Origin of the sequence: Tepidanaerobacter sp. EBM-49 (genome assembly GCF_001896645.1) — a bacterium.
In the GTDB taxonomy this organism is placed as follows: Bacteria; Bacillota; Thermosediminibacteria; order Thermosediminibacterales; family Tepidanaerobacteraceae; genus Tepidanaerobacter; species Tepidanaerobacter syntrophicus.
The window spans coordinates 1-20,173 of the sequence record NZ_MPPE01000051.1 but is presented as its reverse complement, the minus strand read 5'-3'; the positions used below and the strand labels follow the sequence as shown (position 1 = coordinate 20,173).

Here is a 20,173-nt window from a genome sequence, read left to right as displayed (position 1 = left end):
GGTAAGTAAAACTTGGAGATACTTGTTACGCTTGATGTACTAAAACAGCATAAGGGAGAAGAAGTTGTTGAATTCCCCCCGGGAACACTAATAACAAAAGAAGCTAAAATCTATGCAGCAAAAGAAGGGATGAAGTTATTCGTAGGAGGCCAGCAGGTGCCGGAACCCGCTTATTCTGCTGAAATTCCCAGTATTCGCGCAGTAATATCTGTAATAGGCGAAGACAAGGTAGGAATCATCGCAGGCATATCCGATGTCCTTGCGAAAGCTAATGTGAATATACTTGACATTACGCAAACTGCCATCGAAGGTCTTTTTACCATGATAATGGTAGTAGATATAAGTAAAGCGAATATAGATTTTGAGGCTTTAAAAGTTAAGCTTTCTGAAAAGGGAGAAAAAATCGGAGTCCGAGTCGACGCTCAGAGAGAAGAAGTCTTTCATTTTATGCACAGGATTTAAGGAGGCCGCACAATGAATTTTACCCGAGATGAAATAATCGAGACTATACGCATGGTTCAAGCCGAACAATTGGATATTAGAACGATAACTTTGGGGATTAGTCTCAGGGACTGCTCAGGTCCTTCAATTTCTTATACTGCCCGCAAAATTTATGACAAGCTAATGGAAAGAGGCAGCGAACTGGTGCCAATTGCTCTACAGCTTGAAAAGGAGTTTGGCATTCCTATTGTAAATAAGAGAATTTCTGTAACTCCCATAGCTCTCGTAGCTGAAAGCTGCAGCGAAAGCGACTACGCTCCGATAGCTTCGGCTATGGACAGGGCTGCGGCAGAACTTGGCATTGACTTTATAGGGGGATTTTCCGCATTGGTTCAGAAAGGTTTTACGCCGGGGGACATGAACCTTTTAAATAGCATTCCCGAAGCTCTGTCCTCCACTTTGCGGGTTTGTGCCTCTGTAAATGCAGCCACCACAAAGGCCGGCATAAATATGGATGCAGTGCAAGCAATGGGAAGCATTATTAAAAAGACGGCACGTTTAACCGAAAAAGAAGATGGAATCGGAGCCGCTAAATTGGTAGTTTTTGCCAATGCTCCTGATGACAATCCCTTCATGGCAGGAGCATTTCACGGCCCAGGAGAGCCGGAAAGCGCCATCAATGTAGGAATCAGCGGACCGGGCGTAGTAAATACCGTTGTGTCGAATCTTCCTAAAGATGCAGATTTAGGAGAAGTGTCAGAGGCCATCAAACGCATGGCTTTCAAAATCACTAGGGTCGGGGAGCTTATCGGGCGTGAGGCTTCAAGGCGGTTGGGAGTTCCTTTTGGGATTATAGACTTGTCTCTTGCTCCAACTCCGTCTGTAGGAGATAGCGTGGCCAATATATTAGAGGCGATTGGCCTTGAACGCTGCGGAGCCCCCGGAACAACAGCTGCTTTAGCGCTTTTAAACGATGCCGTTAAAAAAGGCGGAGCAATGGCAACTTCATATGTAGGCGGTCTTTCAGGGGCTTTTATACCTGTCAGCGAAGATGCAGGCATGATACGCGCCGCAGTTGACGGAGCACTTACATTAGAAAAACTTGAGGCAATGACCTGTGTATGCTCGGTAGGTCTTGATATGATTGCCGTTCCCGGCGATACCTCAGCCCAGACTATTACTGCCATTATTGCAGACGAAATGGCAATAGGGGTTATAAACAAAAAGACTACTGCTGTTAGAATAATACCTGCTCCGGGTAAAAAAGCAGGAGATTTTGTAGAGTTCGGCGGCCTTTTGGGAAGAGCCCCTGTAATGCCGGTGAACCCATTTGATTCGTCAGTCTTTGCCAGGCGAGGCGGGCAAATTCCACCTCCGATACAAAGCTTAACAAATTAGCAAAAAATTAGGGCAAAAAACATAAGACCTATTTAAAAAAATAATTTAGTTTCTTCTTTGTAGAGCCTTTTCAGTGATAATAAAAAAATACATAGACCGATTATGTAGGTCTAAATAATTAAGTTATCCACAGAGTTATCAACAGCTGTTGATAACTTTAAACCTTGTCCTTAAGATTTTGTCTAAGCTGAATGCACTTTTCCACAATGGGGATAACTTATCCACATGAATGTTGATAAAAAAATGCAATAGGAAAATGGTCTTAAAACGGTTGTTCACAAACAAAAAAAATCCTTCGCTAGCGCACAAATGACAAAAGCACGATTTAGTATTACATCTTACTGTCATTTTAAGCAAAGCGAAGGATTTTGATTTAATTATACAAGATTATATTTTCTCGATAATCCTGCTGTAAATCTTTTTCTAGAAACTCTAAAAATCTTATCAGCATCGCTGATGCTTCCGCACGTGTCATAATTTTGTCCGGATTGAACTTGTTATAACTGTCGCCTTCAAGAATGCCAATTTCGCGAGCTACATATACGCTATCTTTTGCCCATGATGGAATCTTGTCGTCATCGGAAAAATAAGTATAATATCCGGGGTTTGGCGCTCTATTTCCGAATCCTAAGGCGCGAATGAGAACAGTAACCGCTTCTGCTCTCGTGAGAGGGTCATTAGGTTTAAAATAGACACTTGAAACTCCTGTCATTATCCCCTTTTCTAAGCCTTCTTTTATATACTGATAATTTTTATCCTCTACCTTTACATCTTTAAAAGGCGATGTTTCAGGAGGCTGTTTTCGCCTGCTTGTCCTTGCTGTGCTTGTTTGCTCAACAGTAGGCCTTATATCGCAAGCTCTAATAACTCCTTTAATAAATTCAGCTCTAGTCATCGGTATCTCAGGCGTAAAAAATGTCTGGCTCTCATCAAATACATCCAGTGAATAAAGTTTAGTTATATATTCTTCAGCCCAGTGCCCTTTTACATCCCGGAATTTAGGAACAACCAAACGCTCCACTTTCGGCACCATTTCTGCAGAGAGATTTACCTTGCCGCTAGAACGTTTCTTGCTGTCGATGATGCCATTTTGGATTTTTGGCATGTCGTAATCATATCTTGAAACCATCTCTCTATTAGTTGTGCGGATATATCCCCCGTCAAAGCTGGAAAGGGTGGCTTCGTTTTCGGAATATACCAATTTTTTCGTTAAGCTGTCTGACACCTGGACCTTTGCACTTCCTTCCCAGGACACCGTTTCCTGGTTGCCTTCTTCGTCAGTTACCTTTCTGCTGGAAGTTATATAATAATTAATTATTTGAGTTTCCGTGCTTCCCCAAAAATTATTGTATCCAACATCGCCCCCGGAAATAGTAACTATTACTTGGCCCTCGTCTCGGTTTATGGTGTAATACTTTCTGCCCTCAAAATTTCCTGAGTAAAAGTCTGAGGCCGGCCTCTTGTCTATGACATCAGACTTTGAAAATTGGAAGTCCTCAAGTTCGTATTTATCTTCACCTATCTCTATTTTCTCCGAGTACTTGCTTAAAGTAGTCTGGCCAATAACTTGCCCTTTATCGTTTCGGTTATTGTAGTTTGTTGAGAATGTAACGCTTCGGGTAAGTTTTGTTTTTACTGTGCTATCATCACCGGTAAGGTTATACTTATAGGTTATAGTTTCGGTATCGCCTCGCCCGCCTTCTGATATTGCAAGTTCGCCGGAAAATTTCATGGGCTTGCCGCTGACAAAAACCATCTCTTCGTAAAGATATTCATTGTTTACACCGCCTTCAAAACCGGAAGGCGTTCCATATGCCTGAAATGGAATGGTCAAGAATACTATAAGAACAAAATATGCGGTTAGTTTTCTAATAATCATACACTTCCCTACTTTACTAATAAGAATTTGCCTTCAAAGTCATCTCGCAGCATATATATGCTGTCTCCTGCCTGCAGATCTTCAAAGCTTATAACCCTATCATCTTTAATCAGTAATGCTTTTTCAATCCTTACTTTTACCGGCAGCGACTTAGGCATCCATTTTTCATTTCTACTGCTCCAGTCTTTTGCATCTGTCAGTGTAACACTGGCTCCAATAGCCCCATCATCTTCGATTTTGTTTATTGTGCCGATGGTTACGCGCTGTCTGAGTAATGAATCCATATCCTTTTTTAATACTACAGCCGCTATTCTGTCGCCATCAGTATAGGCGTAAGCATACCAAGATTTTCTGTCCGAAGAACTGCTTTCGCCTACCCCATAGTCCATGGCAAAAAATTCTTCCGGGGTTATTTTCTTCATTTTTTCCATGTCAAAGATGTATGTGTCATTGTCATAGTAAAGTTCTTTCTCATCGTCAAAGGATTCCCAATCATTGTGATTGAGTATAAAGAAATCTGAAAGCGTAACTTTATTTTCTAAAACACTTTCCAGTTTGCCTGAGTAGAAATAATACTGACCGATATTCGAATTATTTATATCTTGATCGTAAATATATACGATGCTCGCCAATGCCTTTTCGCCTTTGCCATCGGCTACCACAAGAGCGTCTGTGCCGGGGGTCACCGAGTATCCGTCTACTATGCGTTGATTTTTTATAAAGATGGTGCCTTCATTAAAATCAATATTTCGCTTGTTCTTAAGTTCAAATGCCGAGGCATACCAGTTGATTTCTTGTATTTTGTCACTAAATGTGGTCTCATATTGACTTTTTATAACCATTTTTTCTGCCGTATCTTTTCCAAAAAAGTCCTTTGCCGCTATATAAATAGTTTTGCCTTGAAGATATTTAAGATTGTTGAAAGGTATAGCCTTTCCCGCATAATACACCGGGAAATTTGTCAAGTAGTCTATACGCAATATATTTTTATATTCTTGCCAGCTTCCATTCTGGAAAATCTGGGCATTTTTTAAAACCAGGGCGTCATCTACCATACTTGCAGCATCTAATTGTCCTTTGTATAAAGCTTTAATCTTAACTGAGTCTCCTTGAATTTTCATGCGGCTAATAATATCAGAATCCTTTTCGTCAAAGTAAAGGCGGACCCAATCGCCCTCGTACAAAGTGCTTAAAGGCACATTTACACTATTTTTTATGGCAATAGTGGCAGGTGTTGTATAATATGTCTCCTCTTTCCCACTTGTAAGCCTTAATATTATTTGGTCTCTGTCAATTTTTTTGATAATACCTGTGCGGACCTTTCCGCCCGGAGGAATATATCCGGGATTTTCAGTAGACCAACTTTCAAGATAGATAAGTGTATCTCTGTTATATTCTCCATATACTTCCATTCCAATTTTTAAATCATTAAGATAGACGGGTATCTGATCTATGTTTAAAGCTGTGTCCGCTGTGACTTTAAACTGCTTTTGATTTCCGTTGTATTCTTCTACCTTAATCCAAGATTCTTGGGTATTCATGTCTATTATATAGCCTTCAAGGCTCTGTGCTGCAAGGGCTGTTTTTTTATCTTGCAGAAAAGGCAGCAGCATCCCGCAAAGTATTGCAAAGATCAGTAAAACAGTTTTGAGTTTTTTCACCTGCCATTACCCCCTTGTTCCAAAAACTGCGTATTTGCCCAGCCGGTTAATTGTTGTCTTAACCGACACATCGGGACCGCTGTATCTTTCATAAATGCTCGTCCAATCTCCTTTAGCATCATCGTAGCGGTACAAGGCAATGTTAGTTATTTTTCTTAGATTAGCTTTAGCCCTGTCAAAATCAACGCCAAATTGCATTGAGTCGTTTAAATAATCTAAATCAAATGTGTCGCTTCCTACATAAAGCCCTGCTTTCATTAACAATTGGCCGGAAAGAAGGGTGCGATTTCCAAATCCTGTGCTTTCTGTGCCATAAGTTATTTCAAATCTTACTCCCGTATTGTCTTTGTCTTCATACTGCCGAACTTTAGATGTATAGAAGGCTTTAGGATTGAATTTTAATGTAAAATCTTTCCCCAGAATAGTTATATCACCGGAGTTGGATTTTGATATTATCTCTACAGGCATCGTAATCGTCACAGTATTTGCGCCTAGGAAATTGCTGTCCACAAGATTTACGGTAATGTCTTTTCTATAATCTTTGGTTCCTATAACTATGCGCACAGTATTGCCGATTTTTTCTGTGGTAGTTTCTTCCACAAGGCCTCCATCTTCATCTGAAGGCCCTACCCTGCCGCCTGTTCTTACGGTGTTGCTTTCGGCGGAGGGAGGCGAAGATCCGAAATCACCCAGGGCTTTTACTACAAATTTATACATGGTATAAGGCTCTAAATCGCTATAAACGAAGCTGGTAAGTTCAGTATTTCCAACAAAGTCTATATTATTGTCATCGACTACAGCATAAATTTCGTAGCCTTTGGCGCTTTCTACTGCTGACCAACTTATTTTAATATAGCGGTCATATACAAGTTCTGCTGTTACATTCATAGGAGCGCTAAGTTCCGGCAGTCCATAAGTAAGCTGCTCGTAAATGTCAGTGGCGCCGCCGTCCGGATTTATTACTAAGACACCTTTACTGTCAAGTTTTGCCGGTGCGGTTATGACAGTTATTGTTTGAGAATCTATGACATTTACACCAGTGCCATCAATGCCGTTTTCCAATAGATAGGGTATACCATCTACATAGACTATGGTGCCTGATGCGTCGCTTTCGCTATCAATTTTTTTAAGGCTTGGCGCAAATATTACTCGTGCTCCCGTCATAAAGCCCGTGCCCTTTATCTTTATCCTTTGGCCACCGTTTATCGAAATTCGTGTAATCTTAGTGGTTTCGGAAGGATCTGTAGGATCGACCACTGCAGATATTTTGGGAGTGCTAAGATATGTAAACTTTCCTGATGGAGCTGAAAGTTCGCCATCCGGATTTTCTACTTTTACATCCACGGTGCCTGAAGCATGGGGTGGAGTCACTGCCAGTATGGTTTTATAGTCGATAACCTGTATATTATCCTCCGGAACCGGAGTTTCTCCAAAATAAACTTTTAAACCTTCGCGAAAGTCTTTGCCTTCAATTTTTACACTAGTGCCACCTGAGGAAGGCCCTTTATCTGGCGTTATTTTGGTTATTGCAGGAGAAGTTTCTCCTTTAACAAACATAATATAAATGGGTTTTGGGCTTACTTTGTCTGATGCCGCCTGCCCGCCATCTTCGTTAATAACAACTAATCTGTGGAGCTTGCCTACAGCGCTTTCCGGAACTTGAGGCATTGTAAATGTAAGTTTTGTAGGAAGGGTGTAAGTTATATCTTTTGGCTCTATCGTTGCCACGTCAGAGATTTGAATCTTGGCGTTTTCTCTAAAGTCGCCGCCGATAACGCTTACCGTATTTCCTCCCTTATATGTTAAATATAAGACTTTTATATCTCTGCCGTTTATATTCGCATCTTCGGGAGATTTTCCTTCTTTAGTTAGATTTACAATATACGGACTGCTGGCAGGATATTTATACATAAAAGTGCTCTGAGCAGTTCCACCATCAGGATTTATCAAGGTAACCTCTACCTGCCCGATAGTATAATATGCAGGCGTCGTTACAACAAGCTGGCCACTATTTAAGAATTCTACTTCTGGTGCATATCCCCGCTCCACAAACAATCTCCTGTCGGAAATTTCAAGGCGAATAAGCTCACTGTAAGGATAAGGGTTTGTTCCTTCTGCTTTTAATAGTCGTGTTGAAACAAACATGGCATTTCCGTCAAAGGGTATCGGATTTAATGTTACAAACTCACGGCCGCCTTCTGAAAGCGTAAGGTATATTTTGCCATTGGCATATTCTACCCTAAGACCTCCTGCAAGATTTACAGTGGTCCGCTGATTGTCTATCCTGCCTGAATTTTCTTCTTCTCTTGGAATATTGCGATTGGTGATATTCCCAAATCGAATTGCTGCCATCTGCTTTAAATTTACTGCTCCATCTGCATCGACTATCCTCATATCGCTTTGTGCAAAGCCGGAGCCGAAAACCTCCACCCGGTCGCCGCCCTGTTTTTTACCTTCAGAGGGTACTATCCGAGTTATGACAGGCTTCGTGGATGTATAGGTATATTTTACTTTGTTTGATATTCCGGAATCATTGTTTACTATATAAACATCTACTGTGCCGGCAGATGCTGCCGGAGTCTTAACTTTTAAATATCCGTCAGCAAATTCTACTATTTCGGCTGTCTGATTTCCAAAATATATTTTCGGCAAAACCGACAACACTATTTTGTCAAAATTTTCTCCATAATAGTCTTTCAGGTTTTGAATAATGTCCTTGTTTTCGTCAAAAGAATTGCCAAGTCTTTCCTTTACCGCGGAAGGTCTGAAATCATCCCATATACCGTTGCCGTTTAAATCTTGATATATCTCATTTTCATCTTTGATTTGATTTCTGTTATCATCGTTGTAAGGTTCAAAATATCTAAAATCGCTGCCTGTTATTTCAACAATTTGCTTGCCGGCAGCACTGCCTTGAGACGGCACTACCCGAGTTATGCGAGGATAACTGGTGGGTACCATGTATGTAAAGCCATCTTCCTTGCCAGCGCTTGCACCGTCAGGATTTAACACTACTACGGGAACTGTTATGCGATCCGTCCCTTTTTCCTTTGATAAATCGCCGCTGAAGGGAGGCACTTTTACTGTTATGGTTTTTCCATCAACACTTACAATTGTATCTTCTTTTTTAACTTCTACACCGTTTATAAAAACCTTAGACTTATATGTGCCGTCATCTTTAAAGTCTTCACCTATAATATCTACAGTATATCCTCCGTCAGTCGAACCTTTGTCAGGGACAATTTTAACGATTTTAGGTCTTGATTGGGGCTGAGTATAGTAATAAAAACCTTGGGTGCCTGTTCGGCTATCTCTTTTGGTATCCGGATTTAGTACTGTTAGGTCATAATAACCGTCACCTGCGGAAAGTTTCGGCACTTTAAATATAATTTTATTCTTGTCAATTACTTTTACGTTATTGCCAACTATAACACCGCTGTCATCGACTTTATATAAAGTCTGCATATAGAGTTTGATGCTCGGGTTTTCTTTTATTAAAAGTGTAGTGACTTTTACATCTTTGCCGTTGATAATTTCATTTACTGTATCAATTTCAATTTTATAATCGCTGCCTCCTTCTTTAGAGGCCATAAGTGCATAGTCATTAGAAGTATCGTCATACTTTATACCTATGGTGTATGTATTTTTAACTCCGTCGGAAAGTATGGCGTTTCCTTGAAAATCCTGCTTTAGTGTGTAAAACTTGTCTTGGGAATCTTTGAAAACTATACTGTGCCAGTAATCAGCAATTTTCAAATACTTTCTGCCATCAACTGTTTCACCGATGCTTAAAATTTTATCGTTTTCCGGTGATGCATAATATTGCAGTGTGATACGCTTAGTTTCCGGATCAGTATTGTATTCATTTATATCTTGATTTTGAAGAAGTATCCTTGTGCCTATCAATTTATATATTTCAGAAGTAGTTATGCCGGTAGATGTGGGATCAGGCGCAAGAAAATTATCTCCGGTAACTAAGACCAACGTGCCTGTGTTGCCTACCTTAGGAGCAAAATCAGTAATCTTCGGGTCTGTATATGTTTTGACATAATTAAACTCTTTTACCGCAATGCCGCCGCCGGGGTTTATAACCTGAAGCTGTGTAGTGCCTTCTCTGCCCGGCGGTGCTTTAAATGTTATGGTTTTGCCGTCTCCTTCTCGTCTTATACTCGAAACTTCCTTTCCATCAATAAAAACCTTAACATCTTGTAGGAAATTACTTCCCTTTATAGTTACTGTTTCGCCGCCGCTTACGGTTACTACATCAGGAACTACGCTTTCAATAACAGGAGTTTTGTCATCCTTTGACAATATAAACTTCACCATTAGCGAACTTTCTGAAGAAAGACCGGGAACATCGGAATTTCTAACCGGATTTGTAACTACTACAGGAACATTTGTGTTTACATATTCTTCAGGAATTTTGGTGTCTTTCGGTATTGTCAAAAGAATCCTGGTGCCTGCTTCCTGGCCTGTTGAACCATCCATTATATTTCCGGCATCGTCCATTACATAAAGCTGAATATTGCTATTTTCGTTTTTATTAATTTTTACATCCCCAAAGCTTATAATTGGGTATACAGCTTTTATGGCACCATCTACTGTATATTTGTAGATTGCGAAATTCTTGCCATATATACCTATCATCAAATCTTGAGGAATTACATATGTGCCATCGTTTTTCTTTGTTACGTGAATTTCGCCGGGCACTATGCTGTTTGCTTCAGGCTTTATCCTGCTGGGTATAAAAGTATAGCCTTTTGGAAGCTCTGCTCTTTCAGTAAAAAGGTATTCCTTTTCATTACTGCCTATGACAATTCTCGTAGTGGTTTCCACTACTACATCTTTTACTGGATTGCTCTCATTGGTATCAGCATTTATCTTTACCGCAAGCTTGTCTATATCTGGAGAAAAAGTGGAGCCTTCTTTAATGACATCTGCTTGAGGACCTATTATCACTTTTATTGTTTTTTCAACTGTTGTTACAGGTAAGTTTCGATAAGTTCCGACAGCTGCATTATCACTGCTTTTATATGTTAATTTCATAACGCCATCTGATAAAATGTCTATGTTCGGAAGGCAGTTTTCATCAATTTGTAAATCATCTATATTAAGGCTTCCCAGGTATCTTCCGGTAATGGTAGCTGTAGAGCCGGTATCAGGTCCTTTGTTGGGCTGTATAATATCGATTTTTGCACTTTTAGATCCTTGGATTACGGTAAATTTTTCCTTTTGATATATATACTCTCCGGAGACTGCCTGCATTGGATCTTTATAATCGGGAACCTGGTTTGTAAGGACCACCCAATACTCTCCCGGCGTAATATCAGGCACTTCAACGGTAAATACATATTTGCCGTCATCGGTTTGCTGGAGGGGGCTGGGGTTTTTCCCCTTGTTTGCGGTTGTATAAGGATCTGTGCCGTCTGTAGCTTTCAAGAAATATACATCATATTGGCGCAGCTGACTTGCTTTAAAATATACTTTTCCGCCTTTTGCACCTCTGTTAGGAAACATTTCAATGTCAGTAGATATATTTAAATCCTCCACCAGCCGAAATTGGCCGTTATATGTGTGGTTTATGGTAATTTTGACTTTTTTTCCAGAATTCAAATCATTAAATTTTATAGGATCAGTATCGAATTTCCTGGTAATCTCTATGTCTTGAAGGCCTAATTCTCCTTCTTGAAATTCATTTATCTGCGCAGGATTTGTTTTAAAGCAATCATTAGGAATGGTATTAAAAAGAACGCCTGTTCCATACTTAACTGTTATTTCGGCGGTATCTGTGATTAAATCAAAATTTGTTCCTTTTATATACAATGTTCCCATATCTTTATTTACTTTTGGAGTAACATCAGTAATAGTAGGCATAGCGCCTTTGTCGCCAATGGGAATTGAGGCATTTCCCACTACTATAGATTTAATATTCTTTAGCTTTTCCCAGTCCTCAGGCTTGGTGAATTCGAAATAAAGTAACCCATATGTATTAATCTTAGGGCCTTTAAGCTGTTCAAATTTAGAGCCATATTCTATGAAAACAGGAGCTCCTTCCAGCTCACTTCCTTTGATTGATAAAGACATCCCTGTGGTAAGTCTGTTGCTGTCGTGCTCTTTCCCTATAACTATTTCACTTACTGCATAGGTATCTTTATCATATCCATATGCCAATTCTGCGTTATGCGGCATAACCATAGAAAATAGTATTAAAATCGCAAGAAGCGCCGAAATTGCTGCTCTACCTTTCTTTATCATCTTCTCCCTCCTAATCCTCCACTACTACGAATATACCCGGGTCTGTTTCCTCAACAGTTACTGTTTTGCTGAAGATGTCTATTGAAAAATCTTCTTCAAAAAACTCCAGCATAGCCGGATCATATCTTATCACTTTAAGGTTTTCCCCATCACTTTCTTTAAACGGAATTACAACTTTAAATCTGGTAAAATCGAGATTTTCACATGATACTTGAATAAATTCTGATTTTATTTTTTGGCCTGCAAGTTTTTGCTTTAAATTTCTTGCAGCTAAAGGATCTGTTCGGCCAAGGACGGCACACGCCTCCTTATCCCTTGAATAATCATCAATTCCTACGTTATAAAAGATTATGTCCGCCCATTTTGAAAAAGTCTTCAAGGTGGATATCCTGTCATTTCTTCTGCCGTCAAAACATATTTTTCTAATAAGGCTATCAGCCCCCATAATATCATCTAAATCAATTTCCACAAGGCGCCTGTCGGTATAATTTCTATTTAGAACCAAGGTATCTTCACTGCGCAAAAGGTCTCCCATTGCTTTGCCAAACTTTGTATCATCTATTATTTTATAATCTTCATTAGGGACATAGTCTCCTTCTTTTACCACACTTAGCGCACCAAATACCTCGGTTTTATGATCTTTATCATTTTGTACTAAAATGGAGTAAATGCCCGGATCTAGGCGGTCGCTGCCTGCAGGCAGGTATACTTTTAGAATGGTTTTGCCATCATCGTCGGTAGATATTTTAACCCTTCTTGAGGGAATGTTGTTAAAATAGACTTTTACGCTACCTTCATAGAGAAAATCTCCATAAAGAATTATAGGCACATCTTCATCATAATTTTCCACAACACTTCCGGTTTTATTTAAGGTAATTACAGGGGTTGCCATCGTGGTAAACGTCCAGCTAACTTTCTCGTTTCGCTCAGTATCTTCCTCTGCTCCGGCAAAATAGACTATTCCTTCATTTATCATAACTGAATAAACCGTCTGAGACATCAGCGGCTTTACAGGCACAAATAAGTAAGCCCTATTGGCTGTCCTGTCTTTTATAAAAATATAATTTGCGATGTAGGCATCTCGCTTAGCAATATCCTCCAGATTTTGTATATAATTGAGAAATTCTTGATCTATCATGGATACTTCATTTTGCCCTTCGGAAAATACCGTGGACGTTTGAAGCAGGCTAAGGCCTTTCTCTTTATCAAATTGCAGCCTGTCATTTTCATCTTCAAAGGTTATTTTCAAAAAGTAGCGGGTTGTGCCGTCGATAGTTTTGGGATTTAACATCTTTTCATTTGACCATGTGCCGCCTGCCGGTTCTGTTGCAATTACTTGAGGTTTTCCGGCAGACAAGACTTTTACTGTCGTATTAGGATTCGACACTGAGCGTCCGTCATTAAAAAATATCTCGATCGAATACTCGCCACTGCCGCCCTTATAAATACTATCGATTACATTTGGATCTTCTACTTTTACATTTAATTCGGTGATGCTGCTAAATTCTATATATTTTTTATCTATTGTCTCGGAAATCATTCCGGCATTTTTGCCGCTTATCATTTTAAGTTTTATATACTCTATATCTTCATTAAAGTTATATCCCTTGATAATAAAAGATGCTGTTCCTTTATAAATATCTGAAAGCCGGAAGGTGTCAGGTTCCGTTTTGTAAATCCCAATATCCCCGTTTCGTTTTCCACCTACTGTAAATTTCATATCAAAGCGAGGTAAAAATGTGCCGCTTCGGTCTTGTAATACATCATTTGATATAGTAAGTATGTAATATTTGCCCCAATCTAGGCTATTTTCCGGATAAATAACCAATTTTGTCTTTTGCTTGTCGCCCTCATTATAATATTCGAAGCGAACTTTAGAAATCTTTACTGCAGTTTCCGGTGCGTATCCTTCTACAAGTGTAATCCTTTTAAGAGAAGATATTTCACCGGCGCGGGGCAGCACACGGCCTTCAATATAAAAAACAAAAGGGTTTTCCGGACCATAAGCCCAGGTGCCGTTTACGGTGCACACCTTTCCTCCTGTTAAAGGGTCGTCTTTAATGGTATCAGGTACCATATCTTGAATACCGTCCCAGCTTAAAGGAGTTTTTTCTGTTTTTGGTATCGTCCAAAAATAAAAATCCACATCATTTTCTAGAGCATAACCGTTCATATCTTCTATAAATTCTTTTTTAATAATGAGGCGATATTGAGTAAGATTTAGATACGGCAGAGCAGGTGTTACTTTTACAGTATTTCCATTTACTATCTCAATATCTTTAACTGCTGTCTCTTGCTGGTATTCCTCGCTTTTCAGTTGGGATTCCGTGATTTCAGGATTAAATTCAAATACTTTGTCATACAAATTACCGGAATCGTCATAATCGGTTTCTAGGGGTTTGGGTATGCGGTAGAGTTTAGTATTTTCTAAAAGTCGCTCTTTATCGGTGTTTTTCGCCCATTTAATATTTCTGTCAAAACGAATATATACCGAACCGTCGGCAGAAAGGCCCGTTCCTGATATCGAGGTAATATCATCACTGCCTGATATATTCGAAGAATAGCCAATGACCTTGGGGCTTTGGCCTGCGCTTCTTGTAATAAAATTTACAATTATATCCCTGTTTGTAATCTCATAGTCTTTAAGTTTTACAGCACCTTCTAAAACCGCAAAACGATAAAGGGTGTTTCTCATTAATGGAGGTTTCCCGATTCTTCCCACATCAAAGCACAAAGTTTTTTCGTCTTCCGAAAGATATATCTTCTCTTCATCTACGGGATAGGAATCATCACCGGTTTTAAGTATAATTTTTGATTTGTCTAGTATTTCTATGGGGTATTTAAAAGTTATCTTTATAGTTGGCTTAACCTCAAGCTGTGTTTGATTGTTCAAAGGGTAAGTATTTTCAATTATCTCTTCCGGGGAGCCATTTTGCGGACCATCATCAGAAAGAGTGTTGCTGTATGTTTCGCCATACACGCTATTTGCATTAAAAAAAGCTTGAGAAGAAATTATAATCAAAGCTAACAAAAAAATTGCGATTTTATTTTTTTGCTGTTTAGTATTCATGCCGGCACTTCCTCCATCCCATACGCTTAACGCTTGCTAATTCTTATCCATTTTTCCTTATTATACCATAGAATTACATAAATTCTAACTTATCGAAGAAAACTTTTGCAAAAGGAATAGGGGGCCGTCCTCGCCTTCTAATATTTTTGCTTTTCCATGATATAAGTGTTAAACTTTTTAGTAGACTAGCAAAGGGGTGGTACAGGATGGAAGAGCTTTGGAAGCTTTTTATCGTTTTTTGCCGAATTGGAGCATTTACATTTGGCGGGGGTTATGCGATGCTTCCCCTTATCCAAAAAGAGGTTGTGGAAAAGAATCACTGGGCAACAGATGAAGAAGTTATGGATTATTATGCCATTGGCCAGTGCACACCGGGGATAATTGCAGTAAACACTGCAACTTTTATAGGATTTAAGCAGAGGGGAATAATAGGTGCAATAGTTGCTACATGCGGCGTTGTTTTTCCTTCTGTTGTAATAATTAGCATTATCGCTGCTTATCTTACTAATTTTGAGGATTATGCAGTGGTTCAGCATGCCTTCGGAGGAATAAGAGTCGCTGTGGCAGCTCTTATCTTAAACACAATAATCAAAATGTGGAGAACATCTGTAAAGGATTGGTTGGGAATTATTATATTTTCCGGATCTTTCTTAGCAGTGGCTTTTTTTAATATTTCTCCTATTCCTGTAGTTGTGATTTCTGCGCTTCTGGGAATATCCAGGATGCGTGTGAGGACTGATGTAAAATGATATATATAAGATTATTCGTGGAATTTTTTAAGGCAGGTTTATTTGCAATAGGCGGCGGTCTTGCGACTATCCCCTTTCTCCAGGATATATCAGAAAAAACGGGATGGTTTAGTCTGCGAGAATTAGTGGATATGATAGCAATTTCAGAATCTACTCCCGGCCCTATCGGCATTAATATGGCTACATATGCAGGTTATAAAACTGCTAAATTGGCAGGAGCAATAATTGCTGTAGTTGGAGAAGTGACTCCTTCAATTATTATAATAGTTTTAATCGCATATTATTACATGCGGTTTAGTGAACAACCGTTGGTGAAGGCAGGCTTTTACGGAGTAAGACCTGCTGTAACAGGTCTTATAGCAGCGGCAGGGTTTGAGGTTGCAAAAATTGCGCTGTTTAATATTGAAGCTTACTTAAAGACGCATAATCTTTTTGCGCTTTTTAACTTAAAATCCATCGCACTTTTTGCAATCATTGTGTTTTTAATGAATAAATACAAGAAACACCCCATATACTTTTTAGTAGGAGCGGCTATAATAGGAATTATATTCAAATTCTAGTAAAATAAACATAAAATTGGCGTATTGAACAATAAAATCTGTCTTTCGCGGCATCTGTTGGTGCATCTATCATCCTAAGCATCCGCTGCATATATGCCATCCTGAATATTCGCTAATATCTCTATTTCCTAAATGTCAGCGAAGGATCTGTGTTTAGGCAAAGAACAATGTAAAAAAAGAGGGGGTAAAAACGCCCCTCTTTTTGCATTAGTTACTTCAGTTTATTTTAGATTAGAGTATTTAGCTTATTCTATACTATCATTTCAGCTTCCATATCGTCTGCATATTCATTTATATCCTCTTTGACTCGCTGAATGTATATAATTCCCGTAATCGCAGCAATAAAATCCGATGCAGGATATGCAAACCAGGCACCAGTCACGCCCCAGTGTCTTACAAATATGAGCATAACCGGTATAAAAATAACGAGCTGTCTATATATCGAAAGGAGAAAACTTGTGCCTGCATCCCCCATGGCCTGATACGCGTAAATTGCTACATAATACAGGCCCACAGTTGGGAAAATACTTATCATAATTCTATATGCCCGGGCACATTCTTTTACCAATGCTTCATCCTTTACAAAACTTGCTATCATGGGTTCTGCATACAGCATCATTATCCCCCACAGGAATATAGATGAAAGGGCAACTACCTTAATAGTTTTCTTTATAGTTTCCCTTAAGCGGTCAAAATCTCCGGCACCATAGTTAAAAGCTACTATAGGCTGCATGGCCGAGGTTATCCCAATAATGTTTATATACATAAACATGGATACCTTCATAATCGTGCCTGATATAATTATTGCCCTATCACCGCCGTGGGCAAAAAGCACATTATTAAGTATAACTGCTACGACAGCATCTGATATCTCTATGACAAATGTTGTAAAACCTATTGCTATTATAGATTTTAGTATTTCTATATCAAATTTAAAACTGTCCATTAGGTTAATAGATTTTGAAACTTTGTAGAAATTGTAAAGCGCAAAACTGCACGATGCAATTTGAGATATTACCGTTGCTATTGCCGCACCTTTTACGCCCATGTTGCAGCCGATAACAAAGATTGCATCAATTATTATGTTTGCCACTGTGCCCAGCGATGTAGCATATAATGTAACTTTCGGATTTCCCAGGGAATTTATGATATAACAAGTAACAAAGGTCAATCCTTGAAAAATCCCGCCGGCCAGCACCACTGCGGCATAAGTTTTTGCCATAGGCAAAGTAACGTTGCTTGCTCCAATTTTTATTAAAATCTTGTCCAAAAAGAAATATATAGAAAGCGGCATCACGGTCATTACAATTGTAGTAAGCACTATAGCAGTTGTAATTGTAATTTTAAGATTTTCGTAATCCTTTTCTCCAAAATATTTCGCAACTTTCGTGCATGCGCCTACAGCTATTAAAAGCCCTGTAGCCGATAAAAGCCTTTGAATAGGAAAAGCCACGGTTAATGCTCCAATAGCATTCGGGCCTACATATCTGCCGACATAAAATGTGTCCACCATACCATAAAGCTCAGAGACAAGCAAGGAGATTATCGCCGGCAGAGCAAATCGAAGCAATACCTTTTCTACTTTACCTTCAGCAAAAGCTTTAGTGTTTATCCCATACTAACACGCTCCTAAATTCGTCTTTTATATAACACATTTATTACAATACTTATTGTATATTATCAGGTATGCAGTTTTCATTCACTTCTTCAGCATGATTTGAGGTACTCTTTTAAGGTGTTTGCAAAAAACGCTTTTTTCGGGAAAAAGAAAAAACACCTTTATGTAAGGTGTTTTAATAATCAAGTTGCGTAAAACATCAGGAGAATCGCTCCACAGCCGCGGATTTTTAATTTAAAGTGCTGTACAGGCTTCTTTTTCCTAAAATCTGTTGTTATCTTAGGAATTGACGCAAGTTTTAGGAGTTCAACTTCATTATCGGTAAGATACAGCGGCTCTCCCAGAGCCTTCCAGAGATTGTAGGCGCTGTTTGCATTTTCACTTGCTTCGTACATTACTACCCGGTAATCGCGCCATAAGTTTACTATGTTTAGTGATAGGTTCCTTTCAGTGTTCTCTTTTCCTGTAGTATATAAAAGTAATTGGAAATCTTCCCCTTTAGATGTGACAATATATCCTTCTCCCTTTTCTATTACCGTATCTCCTAACTTACTTAAAAAGTAAAAGGCGTGATATGCGGGCTTTTTAATGCCTTCCCAGTTTAAAAGCCCCTTATCGCCAAAAAATACGGCATTTTCCGGATTTTCTTCCCTTGCGATATCGTCTATTGCCTTTAATATATAAGGGTCATCGCCATTTACCGCTTTATCTATAACAAGTGGTACCACAGATGCCATATCATAGACTGAATTTATATCACGGTCTTTTATATCTTCTTCCTTTGCGGTAAAGCCCCATTCGCCACTTAAGATGCCATAAAATATCTTTTTGAAATCCTCTGGAGCATCCTTTTCAATACTATATCTCCATTTGCTAAGTTCGTAGGTCCCATATTCTTCTTGAAAATAATTTAAAAAATTTGTAATAATTTCTTTATAACGGGCCGGTGTAAATTCTTCGAAACCAAAAATAATATCCGGACGTAAATTAACAGAAAGAATCAAGTCTATAATTTTTTTTGCGTATCTAAAGTTTATATTTCCTTCAGGATATATCCCAATCTCTCTTGAGAACAAATCTCTTAAAATTCCGTAGTCAAAATCGATTTCTTTTTGGATTGTAATGAGAAATTCTTGAATTTCTTTTTCTAGGATTGCAGAGGCTTTAGGAAGAATTATTGCATCTTTGTAAGTATGGAAAAATTCTCCCTCGTTTTTGTAAACATCTACATTAATTTTTGAAATTTTTTCTTCATAATTGTACCTTTCATAATTTTCCAGGTAAGATGAAATATACTTTAAGGCTTCGCCAAGATCGTAGGAAGTTATTTGTTTTGCCTTATTAAATTTTTCTTCATCCATTTTGTATTTTTTGCGGTATTGAAGAGGAGTCATTTTATAATGGCGCTTAAAGTGCTTGTTATAATACCTGGTATGGGAAAAACCTACTTCTTCAGATATTTCAGAGATACTCATATCTGTATCAAGCAGCAACTTTACAGATTCTTCAGCCCTTGTCAGGTTTACAAAATCCTGAAAGCTTATTCCCAGTGCATATTTAATTTCGTTGGAAAGATACTGAGCGCTTAAAAACTCCTTTTTTGCTATATCTTGCAATGAAATTTTATTGTTATAGTTGTTGAATATATATTTTGCTATCCTGTGGTAGCGCTGAAGCTGTTCGGCGTTGTCTTTTAAATCTCTATTTTCATATATTAAATAATGAAATTCATTTATCAAAAGATACAAAAGCTCAACAAGAGTTTCCCGAATGTAAACATCGTAATCCTCGCCCTTTTGCACCGCTTCACAAAGTATTGTTGAAAGATACTTCTTAAAAATCTCATAATTATCCCCTACCTGAGGCTCTCCTTCAAAAGCACAGTCTGTATAAAAGTATATATTTCTGATATCTTCATAATACTTTTGAAAGAAATTAGGATCTATATGCAGCATAAGCACAAGATTTGGCTCATTTGAAGATAAACTGTGAGCCTCATCTAAGTTTATTATTTCCACTTCATTTTCAATAAGTCTGTAAGTGTCGGATTCCACCGTAGCCTCTATAGAGCCCTTTAATATCATCAGGATTTCTATAGCTTCATGCCAATGTATGGGATATTCTCTGATATCTAAAAGCTCAATGTTGATGGGTATGTTTTCCATATATTTTATATGTTCTCTTCGCATATGATATGCTCCTTGCAAATCTTAGTTTGCCCTGATACCTTTATTATATCATAAAAGGCGAGATGTGAGCTGTCAGTCGATGAGCGCCCCTACTATATAATTGATGATAGATTTTTTTGATAATTCGTGCTAGTATTATAGTAACTAATATATATTACTTACTATACACCTGTTAGTTATGACAAAATTTGAGTCAATTGCTTATACTGCATTTGAAGATTATGTATCACAACTAAAAGTTGTTTTACAATTTATCGTTAAAAAACAAGGGAGGGAAAGGAGAATTGTTAAGTAAGATATTTGATTCTACCACTTTGGGTTTTATGGCGGCTGCAATCATATTATTTATTATT

General features: G+C 38.5%; 10 protein-coding genes. 4 read left to right on the top strand and 6 right to left on the bottom strand.

Going from position 1 to position 20,173, the window contains the following annotated elements; all coding sequences use genetic code 11:
- Window positions 1–192: 192 nt before the first annotated feature.
- Together BUE08_RS10965 and BUE08_RS09050 are read left to right on the top strand one after the other, a co-directional pair.
- Window positions 193–462 carry an ACT domain-containing protein gene (locus BUE08_RS10965; protein WP_059033256.1) on the top strand — a complete coding sequence of 90 codons (270 nt, stop codon included), beginning with the start codon at window positions 193–195 and terminating at the stop codon, window positions 460–462.
- A 12-nt stretch (window positions 463–474) separates the two neighbouring features.
- Window positions 475–1,839, top strand: a complete 1,365-nt coding sequence (locus BUE08_RS09050) for a PFL family protein (protein ID WP_273039815.1) — start codon at window positions 475–477, stop codon at window positions 1,837–1,839.
- Window positions 1,840–2,212: 373 nt separating this feature from the next.
- On the opposite strand, the gene BUE08_RS09045 is transcribed toward BUE08_RS09050, so the two are convergent.
- Genes BUE08_RS09045 through BUE08_RS09030 form a run of 4 tightly spaced genes read right to left on the bottom strand, consistent with a single transcriptional unit; the run spans window position 2,213 to window position 14,704 of the window.
- Complete coding sequence (locus tag BUE08_RS09045; protein ID WP_213950432.1) at window positions 2,213–3,718, bottom strand: S-layer homology domain-containing protein; 1,506 nt, start codon at window positions 3,716–3,718, stop codon at window positions 2,213–2,215.
- An 8-nt stretch (window positions 3,719–3,726) separates the two neighbouring features.
- A complete protein-coding gene (locus tag BUE08_RS09040) occupies window positions 3,727–5,379 on the bottom strand; it encodes a hypothetical protein (protein ID WP_286680777.1) in 1,653 nt (550 codons plus the stop codon).
- A 6-nt stretch (window positions 5,380–5,385) separates the two neighbouring features.
- Window positions 5,386–11,634 (bottom strand): IPT/TIG domain-containing protein, encoded by a 6,249-nt coding sequence (locus BUE08_RS09035; protein ID WP_286680776.1) that lies wholly within the window; start codon window positions 11,632–11,634, stop codon window positions 5,386–5,388.
- 10 nt (window positions 11,635–11,644) lie between these two features.
- The gene (locus BUE08_RS09030) at window positions 11,645–14,704 is read right to left on the bottom strand and encodes a hypothetical protein (RefSeq protein WP_286680775.1); all 3,060 of its coding nucleotides are present in this window, start codon (window positions 14,702–14,704) and stop codon (window positions 11,645–11,647) included.
- Window positions 14,705–14,910: 206 nt separating this feature from the next.
- On the opposite strand from BUE08_RS09030, the gene BUE08_RS09025 reads away from it, so the two are divergent.
- Together BUE08_RS09025 and BUE08_RS09020 are read left to right on the top strand one after the other, a co-directional pair.
- A complete protein-coding gene (locus BUE08_RS09025; RefSeq protein WP_286680774.1) occupies window positions 14,911–15,453 on the top strand; it encodes a chromate transporter in 543 nt (180 codons plus the stop codon).
- Window positions 15,450–16,013 (top strand): chromate transporter, encoded by a 564-nt coding sequence (locus tag BUE08_RS09020; protein WP_213950436.1) that lies wholly within the window; start codon window positions 15,450–15,452, stop codon window positions 16,011–16,013. The genes BUE08_RS09025 and BUE08_RS09020 overlap by 4 nt, the downstream gene beginning before the upstream one ends.
- Window positions 16,014–16,263: 250 nt before the next feature.
- Here BUE08_RS09020 and BUE08_RS09015 read toward each other — a convergent pair whose 3' ends face one another.
- The gene (locus tag BUE08_RS09015; RefSeq protein WP_238142685.1) at window positions 16,264–17,583 is read right to left on the bottom strand and encodes an MATE family efflux transporter; all 1,320 of its coding nucleotides are present in this window, start codon (window positions 17,581–17,583) and stop codon (window positions 16,264–16,266) included.
- A gap of 230 nt (window positions 17,584–17,813) precedes the next feature.
- Window positions 17,814–19,820 (bottom strand): helix-turn-helix domain-containing protein, encoded by a 2,007-nt coding sequence (locus tag BUE08_RS09010; RefSeq protein WP_286680773.1) that lies wholly within the window; start codon window positions 19,818–19,820, stop codon window positions 17,814–17,816.
- Window positions 19,821–20,173 lie beyond the last annotated feature (353 nt).